Raw genomic sequence first — 19,944 nt, forward strand, 5'->3', positions numbered from 1 at the left:
AGGGGATTTATCCCCGCTGGGTCGCGTAGCGGCCCCGAAACCTGCCGACGTGGTGTATCAGCTCAATGGAGTCGCCTGCTTTGGGTCTGCTGCGCAGACCAGCGGGGATAAATCCCCTCGCCACAGGAGTCTTTGCTCGCCGATATTTCGCTGGTTGACCGGCATCACTCGCTTGTGACCGGTAAGAGTTACGAGGCTTCACCGCTCCCGCTCAAGCCCCTCATCCGCCTCTACAACACCTTTGTTTCGCGTCTTCAACTCACTGACAATCACCGCCGCCACGATCAACCCGGCGCCCACCAGTGCTATCGCCGGCAGCCGCTCGCCAGCCAGGCGCCCGGCGATGCCGGCCCACACCGGTTCGCCGGCATAGATCAGCGTGGCGCGGGTTGGCGAGACGCTTCTCTGTGCCCAGTTCATCGCCACCTGGATCGCTGCGCTGGCGGCGCCCAGGCCCACGGCGCTGACCAGCAGCAGCCAGGAGAAGCTCGGGATCACTTCCTGGGTTGGCACCACCATCAGGAAGGCCAACACCGCCGTGCTGGCCAGTTGCACGACCGTCACCCGGCGTACGTCGACCTGGCCGGCGTAGGTACTGATCAGGATGATTTCGGCGGCGATCGCGATGGCGCTGATCAGCGTGGCGATTTCACCGGAGCTGAAGTTGAGCGACGCACCGGCCGGGCCCCACAACAACATGAGCCCGGTGAACGCCAGCATGATGCCGATGCTTGGCATCAGTCCGGGCCGTCGGCCCAGCACCAGCCATTGCAGCAAAGGCACGAACGGTACATAGAGCGCGGTGATGAACGCTGACTGGCTGCTGGGAATGGTTTGCAGGCCGACGGTTTGCAGGCCATAGCCGAGCATGATTGCCACGCCGATGAAGCAGCCGGCCTTGAGCTCGAACAGCGTCAGGTCCCGCAAGTGCCGCCAGGAGAACAATGCGACAAACGCGGCCGCCGCGGCGAAGCGCAAGCCTACGAAGAACATCGGTCCGCTGACGGTCATGGCGTGCTGCACCAACAGGAATGTTCCGCCCCAGATCATCGTGATGAGTACCAGCACGCACTCGGCCTTGCTGAACTTTGGGAAACGGGAGGACGCTTGTGGGGAGTTCAACGATGCCATGACCTTGCGCGCTACCTGAGGCGGACGCACAATGCGCCCGAAGTTGGGCAGTATAATGCGCAACCCCGGCAGATGAGCAATATAGTGCACAAAGAAAACAGCCAGCGGGCATCAGTCCTGCAACACGTCAGCCAGAACGTCCGACGTCTGAGGCATGCCGCGCAGCTCAGCCAGACCGCGCTCGCGGAACTGTCCGGAGTCAGTCGACGGATGCTGGTTGCCATCGAAGCCGGCGAAAAAAATGTCAGCCTGACCACCCTGGACCGTGTCGCCGAAGCGTTGGATGTGGCTTTCAGCGATTTGATCCAGGCTCCCGATGCCCGCGACCCGAGCCGTATCAATGAGCTGGCCTGGGCCGGCGTGATTCCAGGCAGCAAAGCCGTATTGTTGGCCAAGGCCACCGCCAATCGCGAAGTGGAACTTTGGGAATGGCGCCTGGAGCCCGGCGAGCATTATGTCTCGGAGCCCGACGCGGACGGCTGGAGCGAGCAGCTTTATGTCTTCGAAGGTTGCCTGACGCTACTGCTGGGCAGCGAGGAGCGTCGAATCGAGGCCGGTGAATTTTTCATGTTTGCCAGCAACCAGCCCCATGCCTATCGCAACAATGATTTGGTGGCGGCGCGGTTTGTGCGCAATGTGGTGATCTGAACTTCCATTGCATCGCGAGTGCTACCAAAGAACGCTTCCGGAGCATCAGGCGATGGCAGTAAGGTAGCGTCTCGTCGTTCCGTTGCTTCGGCGCCCCGTCAGGGCCTTGGGCCGTGAACGATAACCGCTGTTTTCATGACGGAAGCGTTCGATGACTGACGTGCCAACCTCGATTTCCCGTTCCGCCGATGTCCTGATCATCGGCGGTGGCCTGAGCGGTGCCATGCTCGCGGCGCAGCTGCTGCGCCTGCCGGGCCGGCGCGAGGTGTTGATTGTCGAGCCGCGCAGCGAGTTGGGCCGGGGCGAGGCCTACAGCGCGGTGGAGCTGGGCCACACCTTGAACGGCAACGCGGCGCGCATGAGTGTCGATCCGGATAACGCCGACGATTTGACCCAATGGCTCACCGCATTCATCGAGGCCGGCGGCTGGCCCGAGTCGGATCAGCAACACGTGCCCATTAGTGAGTTGTTCCCGCCTCGCGGGATATTCGGCCTTTACGCGCAGCAACGCCTTGCCGAAGCGCGCGAGTTGGGCGCACAACACGGTTCGACCGCCGAGCATGTGCGTGGGGAAGCCGTGGACCTGCGGCTTGCCGACGGTGGCGTGGTGGTGACGCTGGGCGACGGCCAGGTCTTGCATGGCCGTTTTGCGGTGCTGGCCACCGGCATGTTCCCAGCAGCGCGGACCCCGCAGACTGAATCGAGCGGCTTGAATGCCGCGGCGCTGGATCCTTGGGACGTGGCCGCGATGCGCCAGCTCGATCCGCAGTCCACGGTGCTGATCATCGGCTCGGGGCTGACCATGGTCGATGCCGTGGTGTCTTTGGAACAGGCCGGGCACCGTGGGCCGATCGAAGTGTTTTCCCGCCATGGCCTGCTGCCTCATGTGCGCCGCCAGCCACCCGCCTGGGTGGATTTTCTCGCTGAAGACCACAACTTGCGTTCGCCCCGCCAGTTGATGCGTGCGCTGCGCGAGCAATGCCGTAAAGCCCAGGCCCAGGGGATCGATTGGCAGGCGCCGCTGGATACGGTGCGCGCACACATCGGGCGTTTGTGGAACCAGGCCAGCGACGTGCAGCGCCGACAGTTCGTGCGGCATGTGCGGCCGTGGTGGGAAAGCCATCACCATCGCTCGCCGCCGTTGAGCGGGGAACTGGTGGCGCGTCTGCATGGGGAAGGGCGGTTGCGAATTCAGGCGGCGTCGTACAAGGGGCTGGTATCGGCTGGCGAGGGATCAGTGGCAATCAACATTCGCCGACGGGGCGAGGCTGGACTGGAGGTGGTGGCGGGCGCTGCGTTGATCAACTCCAGTGGTATCGAATACGACTGGCGCCGGGTTGCGCGACCGTTGCCGCAGCAGTTGTTGGCACGAGGTTTGGTCCAGCCCGGCCCCTTGGCACTGGGCATCGCCGCGCGTGCAGATGGCGCGGTGTTGGACGCCCAAGGCAACCCCGCCGAGCGCCTGTTCGCCATGGGCCCGCCACTTCGGGGGATGTGGTGGGAGAGCACGGCGGTGACTGATGTGGCGAGCCAGGCCAAGGCGCTGGCGGGGCGGTTGGCTGAACTAAAAGCTCAAAACTGAGCACCGTGGCGAGGGAGCTTGCTCCCGCTGGGCTACGAAGTAGCCCCAAAACCATTCACCTCGGTGTGTCAGGTCAACTACCTCCCAATTCTCTGGGGTTGCTGCGCAACCCAGCGGGAGCAAGCTCCCTCGCCACAGAAGCGAGTTGCATTGCTACCGCACTTGTACCCAACGCTCCTCCCGCGCCGCCACGCGAATCGCCGCCGCCAGTCGCTCCACTTCCCAGGCTTCTTCGAAATCCGTCCCGCTGCCACCTTCGCCTGCCAGCGCCATGATCAATTCCTGCACCTCCAACGTCTTCAATTCGTTGTACCCCAACTGGTGCCCAGCGGCTGGGCTGAAGGCGGCATAGCCGGGTAAGTCCGGGCCGGCCAGCAAACGCTGGAAACCCGGCTGGCCGGCGCGGCAGACGCGCAGTTCGTTCAGCCGTTCCTGATCGAACGCCAGCGTGCCGAGGGTGCCGCTGATCTCGAAACTCAGGTGATTCTTGTAACCATGCTTGAGCCAACTGCTGCTCACCGTGCCCCGGGCGCCGTTGGCGAAGCGCAACAGTGCGTGGACTTGATCATCCACCGCGATCGCACGTTGTTCGGTATTGCCGAGGCTGGCCGGGCGTTGGCTGTGCACGGTCTGGCTGTCAGCACACACGGCCTCGACATCACCCAACAAATGCCGAGCCATCGCCAGCAAATGGCTGCCCAGGTCTGCCAGCGCGCCACCGGCATGCTCGGCTTCGCAACGCCATGACCACGGCGAGGTTGGGTCGGCCATGAAATCTTCGCTGAATTCGCCCTGGAAACTGATGATCCGCCCCAACTCGCCGCGTTGGATCATTTCCCGGGCGAGCTGGATGATCGGGTTGTGCTGGTAGTTGTAACCGACCCGTGTCACCACGCCAGCAGCCTTGGCTGCCTGGCGCATCTGCTCGGCCTGTTCCAGGGACACCGCAAGGGGCTTTTCGCAATACACCGGTTTGCCCGCCGCCAGCGCGGCCATGGCCATCGGGAAATGCAGGTGGTTGGGGGTGGTGATGGCGACCAGATGAACCTTTGGGTCATCGATCAGCCGTTGCCAGTCGCTGTGGGCCGTTTCGAATCCCCAGCTCCGGGCGCACTGGCGGGCACGCTGCGGATCGGCGTCGGCCAGGGCGGCCAATGTCAGGTTCAGGGGAAGGTCGAACACCGCCTTGGCATTGTGGAACGCCAAGGCATGGGCACGGCCCATGAAGCCGGTGCCAATCAGACCGATGCCGAGTTCACGCATGAGAAGAGCCCTTTGAGTTTTTATTTTCAGAAGGGCTCTTTATGGAATAAATATTCGCTAAATGCAAATATCGGAATAAATATTCATTTCGTTGTCGATGCAGATTCCTGTGGGAGCGAGCCTGCTCGCGAAGACGATAGTTCAGTCAACATTGAGATCGACTGACCTGACGCCTTCGCGAGCAGGCTCGCTCCCACAAGGGAAATAACCTCAGGAAAGGAACCCACCATCCACATTCAACGCCACACCCGTGGTGTAGCTCGACGCATCGCTCGCCAGGTACAGCACCGCGCCGGCCATTTCGCTCGGGTCGGCCACGCGCTTGAGGGGGATCTGCGCCAGGGCGGTCTTCAGGATGGCGTCGTTCTTCACCAGCGCAGAGGCGAACTTGGTGTCGGTCAGGCCCGGCAACAGGGCGTTGCAACGGATGCCGAACTGCGCGCACTCCTTGGCGAAGACCTTCGTCATGTTGATCACCGCGGCCTTGGTCACCGAGTAGATGCCCTGGAAGATCCCCGGCGAGATGCCGTTGATCGACGCTACGTTGATGATGCTGCCGCCGCCGTTGTCACGCATCAGCTTGCCGGCTTCCACCGACATGAAGAAGTAGCCGCGGATGTTCACGTCGACGGTTTTCTGGAACGCACCCAGATCGGTGTCCAGCACATTGCAGAATTGCGGGTTGGTGGCGGCGTTGTTCACCAGGATGTCCAGGCGCCCGAACTGCTCGCGGATGCCGGCGAACACTTGGCTGATCTGCTCCATTTCGCCAATGTGGCAGGCAATGGCGGTGGCCTTGCCGCCAGCGGCGATGATCGCATCGGCAACGTGCTGGCAACCGTCGAGCTTGCGGCTCGAAACGATCACATGGGCGCCTTGCTGGGCCAGCAGTTTGGCGATGGCTTCGCCGATGCCACGGCTGGCGCCGGAAACGAAAGCGATTTTACCGTCGAGGTCGAACAACTGGGTCTTGGACATGCTGTTTCCTTGTTATAGGTGCGCTCAGAGTGTGGATTTGCTGATGACCTGCAGGCTCATCTGCTCCAGCAGTTTGTTCATCTGAACGAACTGCGCGAAGCGTTTGTCCTGGGTCTGGCCATGGAAGAAGCGGTAGTAGATCTGCTGGACGATCCCGGCCAGGCGGAACAGCCCGTAGGTGTAGTAGAAGTCGAAGTTGTCGATGCGGATTCCGGCGCGCTCGGCGTAGTAATCGACGAATTCGCGGCGAGTCAGCATGCCTGGCGCGTGGCTTGGCTGACGGCGCATCAATTGCACCGGTGCCGGATCGCCGGCCTCGATCCAGTAGGCGAGGCTGTTGCCCAAGTCCATCAAAGGGTCGCCGAGAGTGGTCAGCTCCCAATCCAGTACCCCGATGATCTGCATCGGGTTGTCCGGGTCGAGGATCACGTTGTCGAAGCGGTAGTCGTTGTGGACGATGCTCGACGTTGGATGGTCGGCAGGCATCTTGTCGTTGAGCCAGGCCTTGACCGTCTCCCACTTGGGCGCATCCGGGGTCAGGGCTTTTTGGTAGCGCTCGCTCCAGCCACGGATCTGCCGCGCCACGTAGCCTTCGGGTTTGCCCAGGTCGGCCAGGCCGCAAGCGTTGTAGTCGACGCGGTGCAGCTCGACGAGCCGGTCGATGAAGCTCTTGCACAGTGCTTCGGTGCGGGCGGCGTCGAAGCCCAGTTCCGGTGGCAGCTCGGCGCGCAGGATGATGCCCTTGACCCGTTCCATCACGTAGAACTCGGCACCCATCACCGACTCGTCGGTGCAGTGCACGTAGGCTTTCGGGCAGTACGGAAAACCTTCGCGCAACTGATTGAGGATCCGGAACTCACGGCCCATGTCGTGGGCCGACTTGGCCTTGTGGCCGAACGGCGGACGCCGCAGGACGAACTCCTGCTCGGGATATTCCAGCAGGTACGTCAGGTTCGACGCGCCACCGGGAAACTGGCTGATCACCGGCGTGCCGGTCAAGCCAGGAATGTGGGCCTTGAGGTACGGGTCGATCAGGTTGGCATCGAGTTCTTCACCGTCGCGCACGCGGGTGGACTGATCAGTCACTGCCATGCTTATCCCTTCTGCTTATTTTGGAGGCCATCAATCATTGGCTAATCTAATGGCGCGTGGAAGGCGTCACAAGCACGCCGGGGTCTTATAGGTTAGCGTGTTGCAGGATAATCAGCGGCCTTGATGCATGGCGTCCGTGCGCAGCGGGCGCTTGCGAGCTAAGGTTTGGAGACTGTCGCCTCCAAGGAGCAACCGCGATGGGATGTCCGCAAGTCTGTGGCACCGCGACCCTGCAATGCAGCTTCGGCGTGGCGCCGGCGGTGCTCAATGTGCTGCCGGTCAATCGCCTGCTGACCGGCGGGATGCCGGCGGCCAATATCATGGATCATATTCCCTTGGTGAACATCACCACGTTTGGCATGTGCCAGAGCCTGGCGAATCCGACGGTGGCCGCGGCCACCGCGGCGGCGTTGGGCGTGCTGACGCCCATGCCATGCATTCCGGCCACCGCGACCCCGTGGATCCCCGGCGGCGCACCGACCCTGTTGCTCGGCAACATGCCGGCCATCGATGCCAACAGCACGTTGATGTGTACCTGGGCCGGGGTGATCAAGATCGTCGTGCCAGGGCAGGTGCAGATGTTGATTCCTTGATTGGCAATTTTGTCGCCACTGCACGGACCCGGTGGGAGCGAGCTTGCTCGCGATAGCGGTGGGGCAGTTGGCGATGATATTGACTATGAGATCGTCATCGCGAGCGAGCTCGCTCCCACATGCACTGAGGTGATTGGGGGATTGATGTCACGCCTGCGCCGGATCATTCCAGCGCCTGAACCACCAGCGCACCCGGGAGATCGGCTTGCCCCCGGCATCCAATGGCCGGCCGTCTTCGGCATAGGCCTGGGCCGGTTCCAGCAGTTGGCCGTTGAGGTAGCGGGCTTCGACTGCCGGGCTGCCGTTGGGGTGCAGGCGTCGATAATGACCGTCACGCACGCCGTCGCGATAGAACTCGGCTTCGGCCAGTTGCCCATCGGGGAAATAGTTGTTTGCCTCACCGTGCAATAGCCCGCGGCGGTACGTAGCCTGGCGTTGCAAGCCGCCCTCGGCCGCATGGAAGCTCGCCACGCCGTGCAGTTTGCCCTTCACGAACGGCAACACCGCCGAGACCTTGCCATTGGGGTGATACAACGTGCTGGTGCCTTCCAGTTCACCCTGGCTGTAGTTGAGTGTCGCTTGCGGGCGCTGTGCTTCTTCAATCTGCAACGGACCGTCGAGCTTGCCATCGATCAGTTGCCCCTTCAGTTGGCTGTCGTCACGTTCCACGTCCAGTTTCTTCGAGGCCATGGCCGCGCTCCCTCAGTTGACCTTCACCAGGCCGCCCTTGATGGTCAGCATGCCGCCACCGTCAACGGTCTGTTCGGCGGCGGCCTTGTTCACCAGGCTGATGCCGGCGTCGTTGGTCAGGGTGGTGCCAGCCTTGTTTTCCAAGGATGTCCCCGCCTGATTGCTCAGGGCCGTGCCGGCTTTCTGGCTGATGGACGTGCTGGCCTGGACGGCCAGGTCCGTACCGCTCTTGACTGTGAAGCTGTCGCCGCTTTGCAGGGTAAGGGTGCCGCTGACCTTGATGGTCAGGTTACCGTCTACCGTCAGGCTGTAATTGCCGGTGACCTTGTGATCGTAGTTGCCGCCAGTGCTGTGGGTCTGGTCCGAGCCCACGGTCACGGTGCGGGTGTCCTTCACGTCGAGGCTGTCGCTGCCGGTCTGGATGGTCACGCTGCGCTTGCCTTTCTCCAGGGTGACGGTTTCGTCGCCGTCCTTCACCGTGCGAGTTCGGGCGTTCTGCACCGTGAGTGTTTCGTCGTGGCCGACCATGGCGGTGGTGTCGTTGAGCACGTTGATGTTGAAGTCTTTCTGAGCCTGGAGAAACACCTCTTCGGCATCTTTCTTGTCTTCGAAGCGCAACTCGTTGAAACCGCCGCCGCCCTTGGACGAGTTGGTCTTGATCCCGGACTGGGTCTGGTTCGCTGGCAGCGCATAAGGCAGGGCGTTGTCGCCGTTGTAGACGCAACCGGTGACCAAGGGCCGATCCGGGTCGCCGTCGATGAAGGTGACGATGACTTCCTGGCCGATGCGCGGCACGAACTGCATGCCAAAGCCCTTGCCGCTCCAGGGCAAGACCACGCGCACCCAGCAGGAGGAGGTCTCGTCGTTCTTGCCGGTGCGGTCCCAGGGGAACTGCAACTTGATCCGGCCGTATTCATCGGTCCAGATTTCTTCGCCGGCCTTGCCCACCACCAGCGCCGTCTGGGTGTGCATGCGTGGTTTGGGCGTGATGCGGGCCGGTCGATAAACCGTGGCCTTGGGGATCGCTTCGAAGCGATTGCGGTAGCTGTCGTGGCTGGCCTCATGGCTGACCGACGTTACTACCCAATCGATATTCAGCGTCGTGTCTTCATGACCGGCGAGGGTGAACCAATAGCCCGGCACCAGCCAGCGACAATCGCTTTCGCCGACGAAGCGTTTCTCTTGGCTGCGCAGGCCGTCCACCCGCTGTTTGGTCAACGCGTCGCCCTGGGCCTTGGCGGTGTAGCCGCCCGGATGCTCGTACATCGAACTCGGCCCGGCCACGGCTTCAGCCTGGCTGAAAAGCGATGTTGTCGGCGTGGTGAATTCATAATCAGTGGCCTGGTAGACCCCGGCCACCGCTTGCAGGCACACCTGTCCGGAACGGATGCCGTGCAGCTCGCGTTCCCCGAGTTTCTGCCCGAGATAATTCACCGTTGGCCCATTGGGGATGGGCGCGAAGGCGTCGTTGCTGTCGGCCAGGACCAGGGTGTGCTTGCCGTCTTCATGGCTGAAGAACCAGAAAATCCCATCCTCCTCCAGCAGGCGCGACACGAAGGCCAGGTCGGTTTCGCCGTATTGCACACAGTATTCGCGCGGGATGTAGCTGCCGCTGAGCTTGAGTTGAAAATCGCTGAAGCCATGGGCGTTGAAAATCGTGGTGACGATGTCCGACGTGGCGAGGTTCTGGAACACGCGGTTGTTGCTGGCCAGGCTCAGCCACCAAAGCCATGGCCGGAGCAGAAGTTGATAGCGCTCGGCGGTGGCGTCGGCCGGCAGTTGGCGGATCTCGGCCACCAACCAATCCTGCGGGCGCAGCAAGGCGTCCTTGTGCAGCGTGGTGGTTACGTGACTGGCGACGGCCGTGGTGAGGTCCAGGGAGGCGCCGTCGTTGATACCGTTGAGGGTGTGCGAGCCCAAGGCGTTGAGGCGTTCTTCGCCGGACAGTGAGTCAGGGTACAGCGCCGACAGCGAGGTGGCGGTTAGGGAGAGGGTGGTGTTGCTGTCGGTGGCGCGGGACATTGAATGGCCCGCTACTGGTAATTCAATTCATGGATAACTTTATTGGCGTTTCCATTCTGGTAGTAGAAGTGCCATTTCGAAGTGAACGGCCAATAGGTGGCGACATACTCACCCCACAGGACAGCTTCGGCCCATGGCCCTCCATGGGTATACGGGACCGCCCGTTGGATGGCAGGAACATTGTATTTGTCCGACGGCAGCAGCCAGGAAACGTTTGTGCCATAGCGGAAAAGGTCATCCTGGGAAAAGATCGGATTCTGATTGCCCGTGGTGTACAGGTTGTAGTGACGAACCCTGATGAACCCGCCAAAGTTCTGGATCCCCACACAACATCCTGTCAGGTTCGCGGTGAGGAACAGCAGAGGGTCGTTGCCCGTCGGGGTCGTCGGCAGGTCTACATAAAGTCCCGAATCCATATCCCACGGCAGGTAGTAGGCACGATGGGTGTTGCCGTCGACCAGCGCCAGCAGGTCTCGATCTACATCAAGGCTCAGTGCAAAGTTGACGATGCCCGCGTGAGTATTGGCAAAGGTGGGGCGAAGATGACGTTTTTCCAGTTCAAGTCTTGCCTTCAGCATGGCACCGTCCTTCCATTGGTCATGAATAAATATACGGTGAAGAGTGACACTTCACCGCCGAGGCCCAGGGCAAGTCATTCCAACACCCACTCCGCCAACTTCCCCGTCACCTGCGTCATCAACACATTCTCGACATCCCGTGCCCCGGCCGCGCTGCACTTGGCTAGCACGGCCTTGACGATTCCCGCATCGAATTCGAATTGCTTGCCAGTCGCTGCCTTATAGCGCCCGCGCAATTTCTCCAACTTCGCCAACACGATCCCTTCCAGCGTCGCTTCATCCAGCGGCCGGTACGCCACCACCGTCATGCGCGCCAGGAACGCCGGGCGGAACGCTTGCAGCAACACCTTGTGCAAGGCTTCGTTGAAGGCATCGGTGCCCAGTTGCGCCACCGGCGTGTCCAGCAGCAGTTCGGCGCCGACATTGCTGGTGGCGAGCATCACCGTGTTCTTGAAGTCCACCACCAGGCCGGTGCCGTCTTCCATCAGGCCTTTGTCGAAGACGTTGTAGAAGGCTTCGAGCACGTCCGGGTGGGCCTTTTCGATTTCATCCAACAGCACCACCGAATAGGGTTTGCGCCGCACCGCTTCGGTGAGCACGCCGCCGCTGCCGTAACCGACGTAGCCGGGCGGGGCGCCTTTGAGTTGACTGACGGTGTGCGCTTCCTGGTATTCCGAGAGGTTGATGCTGATCAGGTTGCGTTCGCCGCCGTACAAGGCGTCGGCCAAGGCGTAGGCGGTTTCGGTCTTGCCCACGCCCGTGGGGCCCACCAACAAAAACACGCCGACCGGTTTCTGCGGGTCGGTGAGACCGGCGCGGTAGGCTTGCAGGCGTTGGGCGATGGTATTCAGCGCGGTGCCCTGGCCCATGACTCGCTGGCCCATGCGTTGGCCGAGGGTGCGCACGGCGTGGGCTTCATCGGCGAGCATCTTGCCAACCGGGATGCCAGTCCAACCGGCGATCACCGCGGCGACGGTCTTGCTGTCCACCTGTTCGGGCACCAGCGGATCGTCCTGGCGAATGGCATCGAGGCCGGCTTCCAGGCGCAGCAGTTCGGCGGCCAGGTGATCGATGCGGTTATCGATCTCGGTGTCGGCTTTTTCGCTGTCGGCGCGTTCGCTCAAGGCGAGCAGTTCGCGGCGGGTGTCGAGCAATTCGCGCACGGCTTCGCGCTCTTCGCCCCAGCGGGTTTCCAGTTCGCGGATGGCCTGCACGTTGCTGCTCGATTCGCTTTCGAGCAGGGTGATGCGCTCGCGATGATCCAGGCCGGTTGCCTGTTCGCGACGCAGGCGTTCGACTTCATCATTGAGGCTGTTCTGCCGATGGCGCAGGCTTTCCAGCGGCGGCGGTACGTCGTGCTGGCCGAGGGCGACCCGGGCGCAGGCGGTGTCGAGCACGCTGATGGCTTTGTCCGGCAACTGTCGCCCGGAGATGTAGCGGTGGGACAGCTTCACCGCCTCGTGGATGGCCGCGTCCAACACTTGTACGCCGTGGTGCTGCTCCAGTTTGCTCGCCACCCCGCGAAGCATTTCCACGGCGGTGAGCTCGTCCGGCTCCTCGACCTGCACCAACTGGAAGCGCCGAGCCAGGGCCGGGTCTTTCTCGAAGTATTTCTTGTACTCCAGCCAAGTGGTGGCGGCCAGGGTGCGCAATTCGCCCCGGGCCAGGGCTGGCTTGAGCAGGTTGGCCGCGTCGCTGCCGCCTTCCGCACCACCGGCGCCGATCAACGTATGGGCTTCGTCGATGAACAGGATGATCGGTTTTTCCGCGCTGCGTACCGCGTCGATCACGCCCTTGAGGCGTTGCTCAAACTCGCCCTTGACCCCCGCGCCGGCCTGCAACAGGCCCAGGTCAAGCACGCGCAGGGTGACTTCCTGCAAGGACGGCGGCACATCCCCGGCGGCGATGCGCAGGGCCAGGCCTTCCACCACGGCGGTCTTGCCGACACCTGGCGCGCCCACCAGGATCGGGTTGTTCTGCCGGCGTCGGAGCAGGATATCGATGCACTGGCGGATCTCGCCGTCACGGCCGACGATAGGGTCGATGCGGCCGGCCCGGGCATCGGCGGTCAGGTCCTGGGTGTACTGGTCCAGCACCGGGTCCTGTTTCTGTGGTGCTTCGCCGGGTTTGGCCGGGCGCACGCCGCCGACATGCTCGCGGGAGCTTTCGGTCCATTCCAACAGATGAGCGCGCAGGGCATCGCGGGGAATGCGCAGCAGTGACGAGGCGCTGTTGAGCAACAGGCTGCGACGTTCGTCACGGTCCAACAACGCCAGCAACAACAGCCCCGAGCGGATGCTGTCCAGGCCCAACACGCTGGCCTGGACCACGGCGTCCTCCAGCAGGCCGATGGTTTGTGCCGACAGGGCGGGCGTGCGGGTGCTGCCGGATTTGAACAGGTCCAGGGCCTTGTTGGTTTCCGTTGCCACCGCGTCACGTTCCAGGCCGAAACGCGGCAGCAGGCAGGCGAAGTCACCGCCCTCTATGTCCAGCAGTTCCAATAGCAGGTGTTCGATTTCGACGTAGTGGTGGCTGCGTTGCAGGCAGCGTTGCGCGGCCCGTTCCAAGGCTCGGCGGTTGTCCGGATTGAGGCGTCCGATCAGGCTGGCCAGTTCCATTTCAGGCGATCTCCGGCTGGCGAAGGCGGGTTTCGATGCGTTGCACGGCCAGGCTCGGCTGGCGTTGCAGGCCACCGTTCCAATTCAGCCGTGGCGCGGTCTGGCGACTCAACTGCAACGGGCCGGCGCCACGAACCAGCAGGACCAATGTGCAATCCAGGTCCGGGCCGAAATACAGCGCATAAAGGCTGGCGAGTAGCGGATGGACTTCGCCGGTGGGCAGCAGATCGTTGGCCTGGGTCGTGCTCAACGGCCCCAGCGTCAGGCGCACGCCGGCGTGTTCGTCCCAGACCCGAGTGCCGGCAACTGCGTCGCGACCCAGGCGCAGGTTGCGTCCGCCCGGCTGCAAGCGACTGCGGCTGGCGGGCGGGATTTCACGCCAGCCACCTTCATAGGCGTTCAGCTCGACGGGCAAGCCGAACTGTTCGCGGACGATCGCCGCGAAACCGGCCAGGGAACGGCGGCCATCGGCATACAGCGCAGTGCAGGCCAGCACCGCCGAGTCGGGGGCGGCCTGGCGTTCCTGCAAGGCCTTGGGCAGCAGGCCGGTCAATGCGCGCAATTGTGCGTGTACAGCGGACGCGCCAGGGGGAGTGAAACCGAGGGCGATGCGATGCTTGCGCATCACCTTGTACAGCAGGCTGAGCAGGCGGTGCTGGAACAGGTCGAGGAATTCCGCCGGGGCATGATCCTTCGCCCGCGCCCGTTGTTGCAGCCATTCCTGGTAGGCGTAAGGCAGCGGGCCGTCGGGCCCGCCGAGGCCAAAGATTGGCGTGGTCAGGGTCGGCGGCAGGCCGGGTTCCTGGCCCAGGCTTTCGACCTCACTGGCGGCAAACAGTGGCGTCAGCGGTCCACGTAGACGCACGGCCTCGGCCTGTGGCGCGGTGCCGCTGCCCAGGGGCTCGGCCTGGGGATGTTCGCGTTCGAGCAGCAACAGGGCCTGGAGCCATTCGAAGCGTTGCGGGTCGCGCCGCAGTCGCTCGCCCAGGTTCAGAGCGCGAGGGGTTTGCCGGCTTGGGGTTGCCATGTCTTCACCTCCTTGTCGGACTGGACCAGCACGGTGCGCACAAATCGATTGGCGGTGGCATACAAAGACAAGAATTGCGCCAGCACGCCGGAGAACAGCACGGCGCTGCTGCCGACGAAGTGATGCGGATCCAGTTGCATGCGCACCTCCAGGCCATTGCGCCAGCCGCGCCAGGCATCCTCGCCAACATGGGCGATGACCCGCTCACAGGTCAGTCCGGATACGCCTTCGATCTGGCGGCGCACGCTGGCCTCGTCCCGCAGGTTGTGCAATTCGAGAATCTCGCGCAGTGCGTCCAGCGCCTGGGGACCTTCCACCAGTGACAGATGATTGAGGGTCAGTTGCGACACCAGTCGCCAGCGCGACTCACCGTCCAGGCGCGGCAGGCTCTGCGGGCTGGGAGGATTGCGCAGGCGCGCCCAGGCCACCGGTCCCGGGCGTTCGAAACCCAATGGCGTGCCGGCCGGCAGGCTCTGGGCCAGGTGGCGGTTGGTGCACAGCAGTTCGGCGGTGAGGCTGTAATCCCGGGATTCGGCCAGTGGGTCGAAGCGGGTGTCCACCAGGCTGACCATCACGTCGGTGCCCAGTCGGTTCGGGCTCATGCCGCTGACCCGTCGCGCATGCCAATAACAGGGCTCGTCGCTGCCATGTTGGCTGCCGTAATAGGCCGGCACTTTGCGCACTCCTTGGCCGGTCATGGCGCGCATGCCTCGGATGCTGTGGATCTCGACGCTGTTTTCGCGGTGACTGTCGGCCACCAGCCGATATTCGCTGCGGGTGCCGTCCGGGCGCAGCGGCTCGGAGGTCCGAGGGAACAGATTGATCACCGGCGCGCAACCCAGGGCGATGTCGCTGGCCTGGAGCGGCAAGCGGCTGGTTGGCGCCCGGTCGAATGCGATGTACAGGTATAAAGAAGCGTTGTCGCTGTGGGCGCCGGCCAGCGGCAGGTCGAAAAAGCCGAATTTGTCCGGAAAGGCGAAATACTCCGCCAACAGGCGCATGCCTGGATGCACGCCGTCCTCGTCCGGCAGCAAGGCTTGGTCGCTGGCGAAACCGACGATGCGTGGCAAACCCGCCAACGGTTCCGGCACGCTGCCCGGCGCGCCAGCCAGGACCTTGATGGCGTGAGCGCCAAGCAAATCGTACAGCCCGGCGTTGATCATCGGTGACGCCGCCAGGTGTACCCGCAGCGAGTCGATGCCCAGGGTCGACCATTGGCTTTTTCCCAGGCAGCGCAGCTCCAGGCGCAAGGCCGAGCGGGCCTGGACCACTCCGGTCAACGCCTGGGCCTCGTCACTGCCCAGTAGCAACGCTTCGCTCACTTGCAGTGGCCATAAATGCACGGCGGCCGTGGTCCTGAAATGAATGCTCTGGCCCTTGTCCGTGGTGACGAACAACGGTGTGTCGCGGGGCAGGGGATAGCCCGCGTTCAAGTTGCCTTTGCTCGGATCGGGCTCGAACTGCACGATGGCGCACGACGGCAAGGGCCGCATGGCCAACGGGTAAAGTTGTTCGAGCAGGGCATCACTGAATTCGGCGTAGTCGTCATCCAGCCGGCGCTGCAAGCGCGCGGCCAGCAGTGCGAAGCCTTCCAATAATCGTTCGACGTGGGGATCGGGACATTCACCGGGGGACAGTTCCAGGCGCCGGGCAACCTTGGGGTAACGCCCGGCGAAAAGGCTTCCGGCATGGCGCAGCCAAGTCAATTCGCGTTGGTAGTAATCCAACAGTTGCGGGTCAATCGAGTCGCTCATGGCGCACCTCAAGGCCGTCGCCGGCGTGCTCGATTACAAACGCCACGGGCCATGGGTGCGGGTCGCCACGCAGTTCGCCCGACAGCCGTATGCACAGTTGCTGCGGATGGCCCGGCACCGGGCAGACTTCTACCTCGCCCAGCCGCAGGCGCGGTTCGAAGTGGGTGATGGCCTGGCGAATTTCCCGGGTCAGTTGGCGGCGGTCATCGCTGCGCTGCTGTTGCAGCGCGGTCCAGTCGGCGATGCCGTAGTCCAGGATGCTCGGTGGTTCGGTCAGCGCCCTAGGGCCGCGCCGGGTATTGAACAGGCGTGACAGTTCGGCATGTACCGAGTCCTGCAATGCCTGTCGATCGAACACCCGCCCGGCATCGTCCGCCGGGCTTGCCAAACGTTCAAACAGGGGCGGGCGCAACCCGAAGCCAGCCATGGCGCGGCGTCCCTATTTGGTCATTTTGTTGGCGGCCAAATCCCAGGTCGTGCCGGCCGTGCCTTCCTTGGTGCCGTCGTCTTTCTGCGCGGTGAGCTCCCATTTGATCTTGGTGAAATTGAGCGACAGGGTTTCCACCGGTTTGCCACCAGTACCGCCGCTGACACTGACATTCGACAGTACGACGCTGGTCAGGGTGTAGACGATGAATGGCATGATCTGGCCGCTGCCTTCGGCGGCGTTGCGGCCGATGGTGACGACGGCTTGCGGGATCGGCTTGCCGGCGCAGCAATACTCGTTCAGCGAAGGGGTGGAACTGTCGATGAATTTGGTCAGGGTGAATTCGCCGATGTGCGGGCGACCGGAGGTGCGCTCCGAGTTGCTGACGTCGTTGGTGACCTGCATCGCCACGTTGTGGCTGTAGGACATGACTTCGATCTTGTCCGTGAAACCCTCCAGCAGGCTGTCGCCCTTGATGTCGCCGCCGAGGTCGAGAATGATTGCGTCCATTGTTTGGAACTCCTGAAGAAGACGAATGAGGCAGTGCCCGATACCGATGAATTAACCTGTGGCCAATACCCTTGCTGTGGCTGGAGACTTTATGTGGCAACGGAGCTCTTGTGGCGAGGGAGCTTGCTCCCGCTGGGTCGCGCAGCGGCCCCTCTCTTTTGGGACTGCTACGCAGTCCAGCGGGAGCAAGCTCCCTCGCCACAAAAAGCTCTTTAACCAAACAGCCACGCCGTGGTCAGGCAGCCACCGGTGGCGGCAACGTCGCCACCAGGCGGATCGAGGCGGTCAGTTCCTCCAATTGGAAGTGCGGCCGCAGGAACACAGTGGCCTTGTAGGCGCCTGGCTTGCCCGCCACTTCCGTCACGTCCACCCGGGCCTCGCGCAACGGGTATTGCGCCTTGATCTCCTGCGGCGCGTTGTCGTTGATCAGCACGTAGTCGGCGATCCAGTTGTTGAGGTAGGTCTGCACGTTGTCGCGGGTCATGAAACTGCCGACCTTGTCGCGCATGATCACCTTCAGGTAGTGGGCGAAACGTGACGCCGCCAGCACGTACGGCAACATCGCCGAGATCCGCGCGTTGGCGTTGGCCTCGTTGGTGTTGTAGACCTTGGCCTTGTTGGTGGTCTGGCCACCGAAGAACACCGCCACGTCGCTGTTTTTCTTGTGGCACAACGCGATGAAGCCCAGGTCGTTGAGTTCTTTCTCGCGACGGTCGGTGATCGCCACCTCGGTCGGGCACTTGAGCGACAGGTCCCCGGAGCTGGTGCGGAAGGTATGGGCCGGCAGGCCTTCGACCGCACCACCGCCCTCGGCCCCGCGAATCGCCGCGCACCAACCGTATTTGGCAAAGGCCTCGGTGATGCGTTGCGACAGTGCCCAGGCGGCATTACCCCACAGGTATTTGCTGTGGTCGGTGCCGTTGACATCCTCGACGTAATTGATGCCTTCCACCGGCAGCGTGTCCGGGCCGTACGGCAGGCGCAGCAGGAACTGCGGCAGCACCAGGGACACATAACGCGAGTCTTCGCTTTCGCGGAAGGCGCGCCACTTGATCAGCTCCTGGCTTTCGAAAATTTTCGACAGGTCCCGGGGGATCGCCAGTTCGGTGAAGCTGGTCATGTCGAACAGCCGCGGGCTGGCGGCGGCGATGAACGGCGCGTGCGCGGCGGCGGCGACGTTCGAGAGTTTTTCCAGCAGGCCGATGTCCTGAGGATGCCGGCCAAAGGTGTAGTCACCCACCAGCAGGCTGAACGGGTGCCCGCCGAAGGTGCCGTATTCTTCCTCGTAGATTTTCTTGAACAACGCGCTCTGGTCGAATTCGACGGCTTTCTCCAGGTCGTTCTGCAGCTCTTTCTGGGTGACGTTGAGCAGGCGCAACTTGAGCCGGGTACTGGTTTCGGTGTTCTGCACCAGCAGGTGCAGGCCGCGCCAGGAGGCCTCGAGTTTTTGCAGGTCGGGATGATGCAGGACTTCGTTGAGCTGGGCGCTGATCAGTTCGTCGATCTGGCTGATGCGGTCGTTGATCATGGCCACGGTGTCCTTGTCGATGGCCATGCCTTCGTCGAGGACCTGGGTGGCGAACTCCGCCAGCATGTCGCGGGCGTAGTCTTGCTGGCTGTCGTCGTGGGCCATGCGGCCTTCGGCGATGATCTTGTCCAGCAGGGACAGGGTCTGGGTCGTGCTCTCGCTGGTTTGAGCGCTGGATGAAGCAGGCATGGCTTTATCTCCCTTGAATGAGGCGCGCGATCAGGCCTGTGGTTCGGCCGGGGCAGGGTCATCGTTGGCGGCTACGGTCGGCAGCTCTGGCGGCGCGTCCTGGGGCCGGGCCGATTTGATCTCCTGCAAGCCTTCGGTGTTGGCGATGACGTCACGCAGCAGCTTGTCCAGGTCATCGTTGCCGTCGAGCTTGGTCAATAGGTCCCGCAGGCGCTGCCGGGCTTCGAACAAGCGGCGCAGCGGCGTGACCTGCTCGACGACCTTTACCGGGTCGAAATCGTCGATGTGCCGGAAGTTGAGTTCGATATTGAGCTTGCTGTCGTCGCCGCTGAGGGTGTTGTTCACCTGCAGCGTGGCGCGGGGGGAGATGGAGGCGAGCACCTCGTTGAAATTATCCCGATCGATCTCGGTGAAGCGCCGCTCGTTGAGCTTGGGCAGCGGCTCCAGTGGCTTGCCCGAGAGGTCGGCCAGAATGCCGACGACCAATGGCAGTTCTTTTTTCTCGATGGCGTTGCCGATTTCCACGTCGTAGGTGATCTGGACGCGGGGAGGACGGACTCTATCGAGCTTGTGCTGGGTACTTTCTGCCATGGCGGCCGACTCCGATGCAGGTGTGGAAGCAATGCATCGGGAGTCCCGCTCATCGCATTCCCTTGCTGATCCGCAGGTTGCAAATGGACGGCAGAAAACCTGTCATTCCCTTGACGAACCTGGTCCATTCGACCGTGTGGGTCGAACTATCCAAGACGCTAGAACAGGTCTATAAAAATGCAAGCAAAAACAATTTTTGACCGCTGAGAAAAGGAAGATTCATTTTGCGTGCGTTTTTTCATGGATTTTTTTTCAGCCTGGCGCTCAGCGGGTGCTCGTTGTTTGCCCCCAGCGTCGACCTCGACAGCCTGACCCTGGACGTCGCGCCTCGGGCCAATGACGACACGCCGATCGCCGTGGATTTCATCGCGGTAAACGACCCGGACCTGCTCAAGCAACTGTCGGGCATTACCGCCAGCCAGTGGTTTGCCGAGCGCGAACAGTTCCAGCGCGACTATCGTCAGCTCATGTCGGTGTGGGGGCTGGAGCTGGTCCCGGGGCAATTCATCGACCGCCAACCCTTCCCGCTGGAGGGCCGGCGCGCCGCTGGACTTTTGGTCTTCGCCAGCTATAACACTCCGGGAGCCCACCGGCTTCGGCTGGACGATCAGCACGAGGCCTGGCTGAAGTTCGACAGTCGCGAGATGACCCTCGTGAATGACGATCGGCACAAACAGCCTTGAGTGACCGTGGGCCGCCTCGCGCGGCGATTTGGGATGTCGA

Annotated in this window: 18 protein-coding genes; 4 read left to right on the forward strand and 14 right to left on the reverse strand. The window is 62.8% G+C overall.

All coding sequences use genetic code 11. The annotated features are described in order from the left end of the window. Positions 1-198 precede the first annotated feature (198 nt). Positions 199-1,221: a DMT family transporter gene (locus FHK92_RS24785; protein ID WP_181290435.1), complete on the reverse strand. Its 1,023-nt coding sequence runs from the start codon at positions 1,219-1,221 to the stop codon at positions 199-201. On the opposite strand from FHK92_RS24785, the gene FHK92_RS24790 reads away from it, so the two are divergent. Continuing rightward, positions 1,216-1,779 (forward strand): helix-turn-helix domain-containing protein, encoded by a 564-nt coding sequence (locus FHK92_RS24790; protein WP_181290436.1) that lies wholly within the window; start codon positions 1,216-1,218, stop codon positions 1,777-1,779. The two genes, FHK92_RS24785 and FHK92_RS24790, sit on opposite strands and share 6 nt — an antisense overlap. A gap of 151 nt (positions 1,780-1,930) precedes the next feature. Beyond that, the gene (locus tag FHK92_RS24795; RefSeq protein WP_181290437.1) at positions 1,931-3,361 is read left to right on the forward strand and encodes an FAD/NAD(P)-binding protein; all 1,431 of its coding nucleotides are present in this window, start codon (positions 1,931-1,933) and stop codon (positions 3,359-3,361) included. Positions 3,362-3,514: 153 nt separating this feature from the next. Here FHK92_RS24795 and FHK92_RS24800 read toward each other — a convergent pair whose 3' ends face one another. From FHK92_RS24800 to FHK92_RS24810, 3 genes are all read right to left on the reverse strand, one after another. Then, positions 3,515-4,624, reverse strand: coding sequence for a Gfo/Idh/MocA family protein (locus FHK92_RS24800; RefSeq protein WP_181290438.1), 1,110 nt, complete (start codon positions 4,622-4,624; stop codon positions 3,515-3,517). A 210-nt stretch (positions 4,625-4,834) separates the two neighbouring features. Next, a complete protein-coding gene (locus tag FHK92_RS24805) occupies positions 4,835-5,602 on the reverse strand; it encodes an SDR family oxidoreductase (RefSeq protein WP_181290439.1) in 768 nt (255 codons plus the stop codon). Positions 5,603-5,626: 24 nt separating this feature from the next. After that, on the reverse strand, positions 5,627-6,694 hold the full coding sequence (locus FHK92_RS24810; protein ID WP_181290440.1) for a phosphotransferase family protein: 1,068 nt from the start codon (positions 6,692-6,694) through the stop codon (positions 5,627-5,629). A 197-nt stretch (positions 6,695-6,891) separates the two neighbouring features. Between FHK92_RS24810 and FHK92_RS24815 the strand changes: the two genes are divergently transcribed. Beyond that, positions 6,892-7,287 (forward strand): DUF4280 domain-containing protein, encoded by a 396-nt coding sequence (locus FHK92_RS24815; protein ID WP_109755997.1) that lies wholly within the window; start codon positions 6,892-6,894, stop codon positions 7,285-7,287. A 147-nt stretch (positions 7,288-7,434) separates the two neighbouring features. Here the strand turns inward: FHK92_RS24815 and FHK92_RS24820 are convergent, their stop codons facing one another. The 10 genes from FHK92_RS24820 to tssB form a co-directional block, all read right to left on the reverse strand. Further along, the gene (locus FHK92_RS24820; RefSeq protein ID WP_181290441.1) at positions 7,435-7,977 is read right to left on the reverse strand and encodes a toxin-antitoxin system YwqK family antitoxin; all 543 of its coding nucleotides are present in this window, start codon (positions 7,975-7,977) and stop codon (positions 7,435-7,437) included. Between the two features lie 12 nt (positions 7,978-7,989). Beyond that, positions 7,990-9,999 (reverse strand): type VI secretion system tip protein TssI/VgrG, encoded by a 2,010-nt coding sequence (gene tssI, locus FHK92_RS24825; protein WP_181290442.1) that lies wholly within the window; start codon positions 9,997-9,999, stop codon positions 7,990-7,992. Between the two features lie 11 nt (positions 10,000-10,010). Next, positions 10,011-10,577: a hypothetical protein gene (locus tag FHK92_RS24830; protein WP_181290443.1), complete on the reverse strand. Its 567-nt coding sequence runs from the start codon at positions 10,575-10,577 to the stop codon at positions 10,011-10,013. Between the two features lie 74 nt (positions 10,578-10,651). Then, positions 10,652-13,195 (reverse strand): type VI secretion system ATPase TssH, encoded by a 2,544-nt coding sequence (gene tssH / locus FHK92_RS24835; RefSeq protein ID WP_181290444.1) that lies wholly within the window; start codon positions 13,193-13,195, stop codon positions 10,652-10,654. Position 13,196: 1 nt separating this feature from the next. Then, positions 13,197-14,222 (reverse strand): type VI secretion system baseplate subunit TssG, encoded by a 1,026-nt coding sequence (gene tssG, locus FHK92_RS24840; RefSeq protein ID WP_181290445.1) that lies wholly within the window; start codon positions 14,220-14,222, stop codon positions 13,197-13,199. Further along, the gene (gene tssF / locus FHK92_RS24845) at positions 14,186-15,976 is read right to left on the reverse strand and encodes a type VI secretion system baseplate subunit TssF (protein ID WP_181290446.1); all 1,791 of its coding nucleotides are present in this window, start codon (positions 15,974-15,976) and stop codon (positions 14,186-14,188) included. Before tssF ends, tssG begins: the two co-directional genes overlap by 37 nt. Continuing rightward, positions 15,960-16,403, reverse strand: a complete 444-nt coding sequence (gene tssE / locus FHK92_RS24850; protein WP_181290447.1) for a type VI secretion system baseplate subunit TssE — start codon at positions 16,401-16,403, stop codon at positions 15,960-15,962. Before tssE ends, tssF begins: the two co-directional genes overlap by 17 nt. A 12-nt stretch (positions 16,404-16,415) precedes the next feature. Beyond that, positions 16,416-16,913, reverse strand: a complete 498-nt coding sequence (locus tag FHK92_RS24855) for an Hcp family type VI secretion system effector (protein WP_181290448.1) — start codon at positions 16,911-16,913, stop codon at positions 16,416-16,418. A gap of 235 nt (positions 16,914-17,148) precedes the next feature. After that, positions 17,149-18,630, reverse strand: a complete 1,482-nt coding sequence (gene tssC, locus FHK92_RS24860) for a type VI secretion system contractile sheath large subunit (protein ID WP_181290449.1) — start codon at positions 18,628-18,630, stop codon at positions 17,149-17,151. Positions 18,631-18,660: 30 nt separating this feature from the next. Continuing rightward, positions 18,661-19,221: a type VI secretion system contractile sheath small subunit gene (gene tssB / locus FHK92_RS24865; protein WP_181290450.1), complete on the reverse strand. Its 561-nt coding sequence runs from the start codon at positions 19,219-19,221 to the stop codon at positions 18,661-18,663. Positions 19,222-19,445: 224 nt separating this feature from the next. On the opposite strand from tssB, the gene FHK92_RS24870 reads away from it, so the two are divergent. After that, entirely contained in the window at positions 19,446-19,904 is a 459-nt protein-coding gene (locus FHK92_RS24870) for a type VI secretion protein (RefSeq protein ID WP_181290451.1), read from the forward strand. The last annotated feature ends 40 nt before the right edge of the window (positions 19,905-19,944 follow it).

The organism is Pseudomonas brassicacearum subsp. neoaurantiaca (genome assembly GCF_013608025.1).
In the GTDB taxonomy this organism is placed as follows: Bacteria; Pseudomonadota; Gammaproteobacteria; order Pseudomonadales; family Pseudomonadaceae; genus Aquipseudomonas.

What these genes read in the sequence shown, in the direction of transcription:
- FHK92_RS24795 (WP_181290437.1), top strand. Translation starts at nt 1,931, where the DNA reads ATGACTGACGTGCCAACCTCGATTTCCCGTTCCGCCGATGTCCTGATC.
- FHK92_RS24800 (WP_181290438.1), bottom strand. Translation starts at nt 4,624, where the DNA reads ATGCGTGAACTCGGCATCGGTCTGATTGGCACCGGCTTCATGGGCCGT.
- FHK92_RS24805 (WP_181290439.1), bottom strand. Translation starts at nt 5,602, where the DNA reads ATGTCCAAGACCCAGTTGTTCGACCTCGACGGTAAAATCGCTTTCGTT.
- FHK92_RS24810 (WP_181290440.1), bottom strand. Translation starts at nt 6,694, where the DNA reads ATGGCAGTGACTGATCAGTCCACCCGCGTGCGCGACGGTGAAGAACTC.
- FHK92_RS24815 (WP_109755997.1), top strand. Translation starts at nt 6,892, where the DNA reads ATGGGATGTCCGCAAGTCTGTGGCACCGCGACCCTGCAATGCAGCTTC.
- FHK92_RS24820 (WP_181290441.1), bottom strand. Translation starts at nt 7,977, where the DNA reads ATGGCCTCGAAGAAACTGGACGTGGAACGTGACGACAGCCAACTGAAG.
- tssI (WP_181290442.1), bottom strand. Translation starts at nt 9,999, where the DNA reads ATGTCCCGCGCCACCGACAGCAACACCACCCTCTCCCTAACCGCCACC.
- FHK92_RS24830 (WP_181290443.1), bottom strand. Translation starts at nt 10,577, where the DNA reads ATGCTGAAGGCAAGACTTGAACTGGAAAAACGTCATCTTCGCCCCACC.
- tssH (WP_181290444.1), bottom strand. Translation starts at nt 13,195, where the DNA reads ATGGAACTGGCCAGCCTGATCGGACGCCTCAATCCGGACAACCGCCGA.
- tssG (WP_181290445.1), bottom strand. Translation starts at nt 14,222, where the DNA reads ATGGCAACCCCAAGCCGGCAAACCCCTCGCGCTCTGAACCTGGGCGAG.
- tssF (WP_181290446.1), bottom strand. Translation starts at nt 15,976, where the DNA reads ATGAGCGACTCGATTGACCCGCAACTGTTGGATTACTACCAACGCGAA.
- tssE (WP_181290447.1), bottom strand. Translation starts at nt 16,403, where the DNA reads ATGGCTGGCTTCGGGTTGCGCCCGCCCCTGTTTGAACGTTTGGCAAGC.
- FHK92_RS24855 (WP_181290448.1), bottom strand. Translation starts at nt 16,913, where the DNA reads ATGGACGCAATCATTCTCGACCTCGGCGGCGACATCAAGGGCGACAGC.
- tssC (WP_181290449.1), bottom strand. Translation starts at nt 18,630, where the DNA reads ATGCCTGCTTCATCCAGCGCTCAAACCAGCGAGAGCACGACCCAGACC.
- tssB (WP_181290450.1), bottom strand. Translation starts at nt 19,221, where the DNA reads ATGGCAGAAAGTACCCAGCACAAGCTCGATAGAGTCCGTCCTCCCCGC.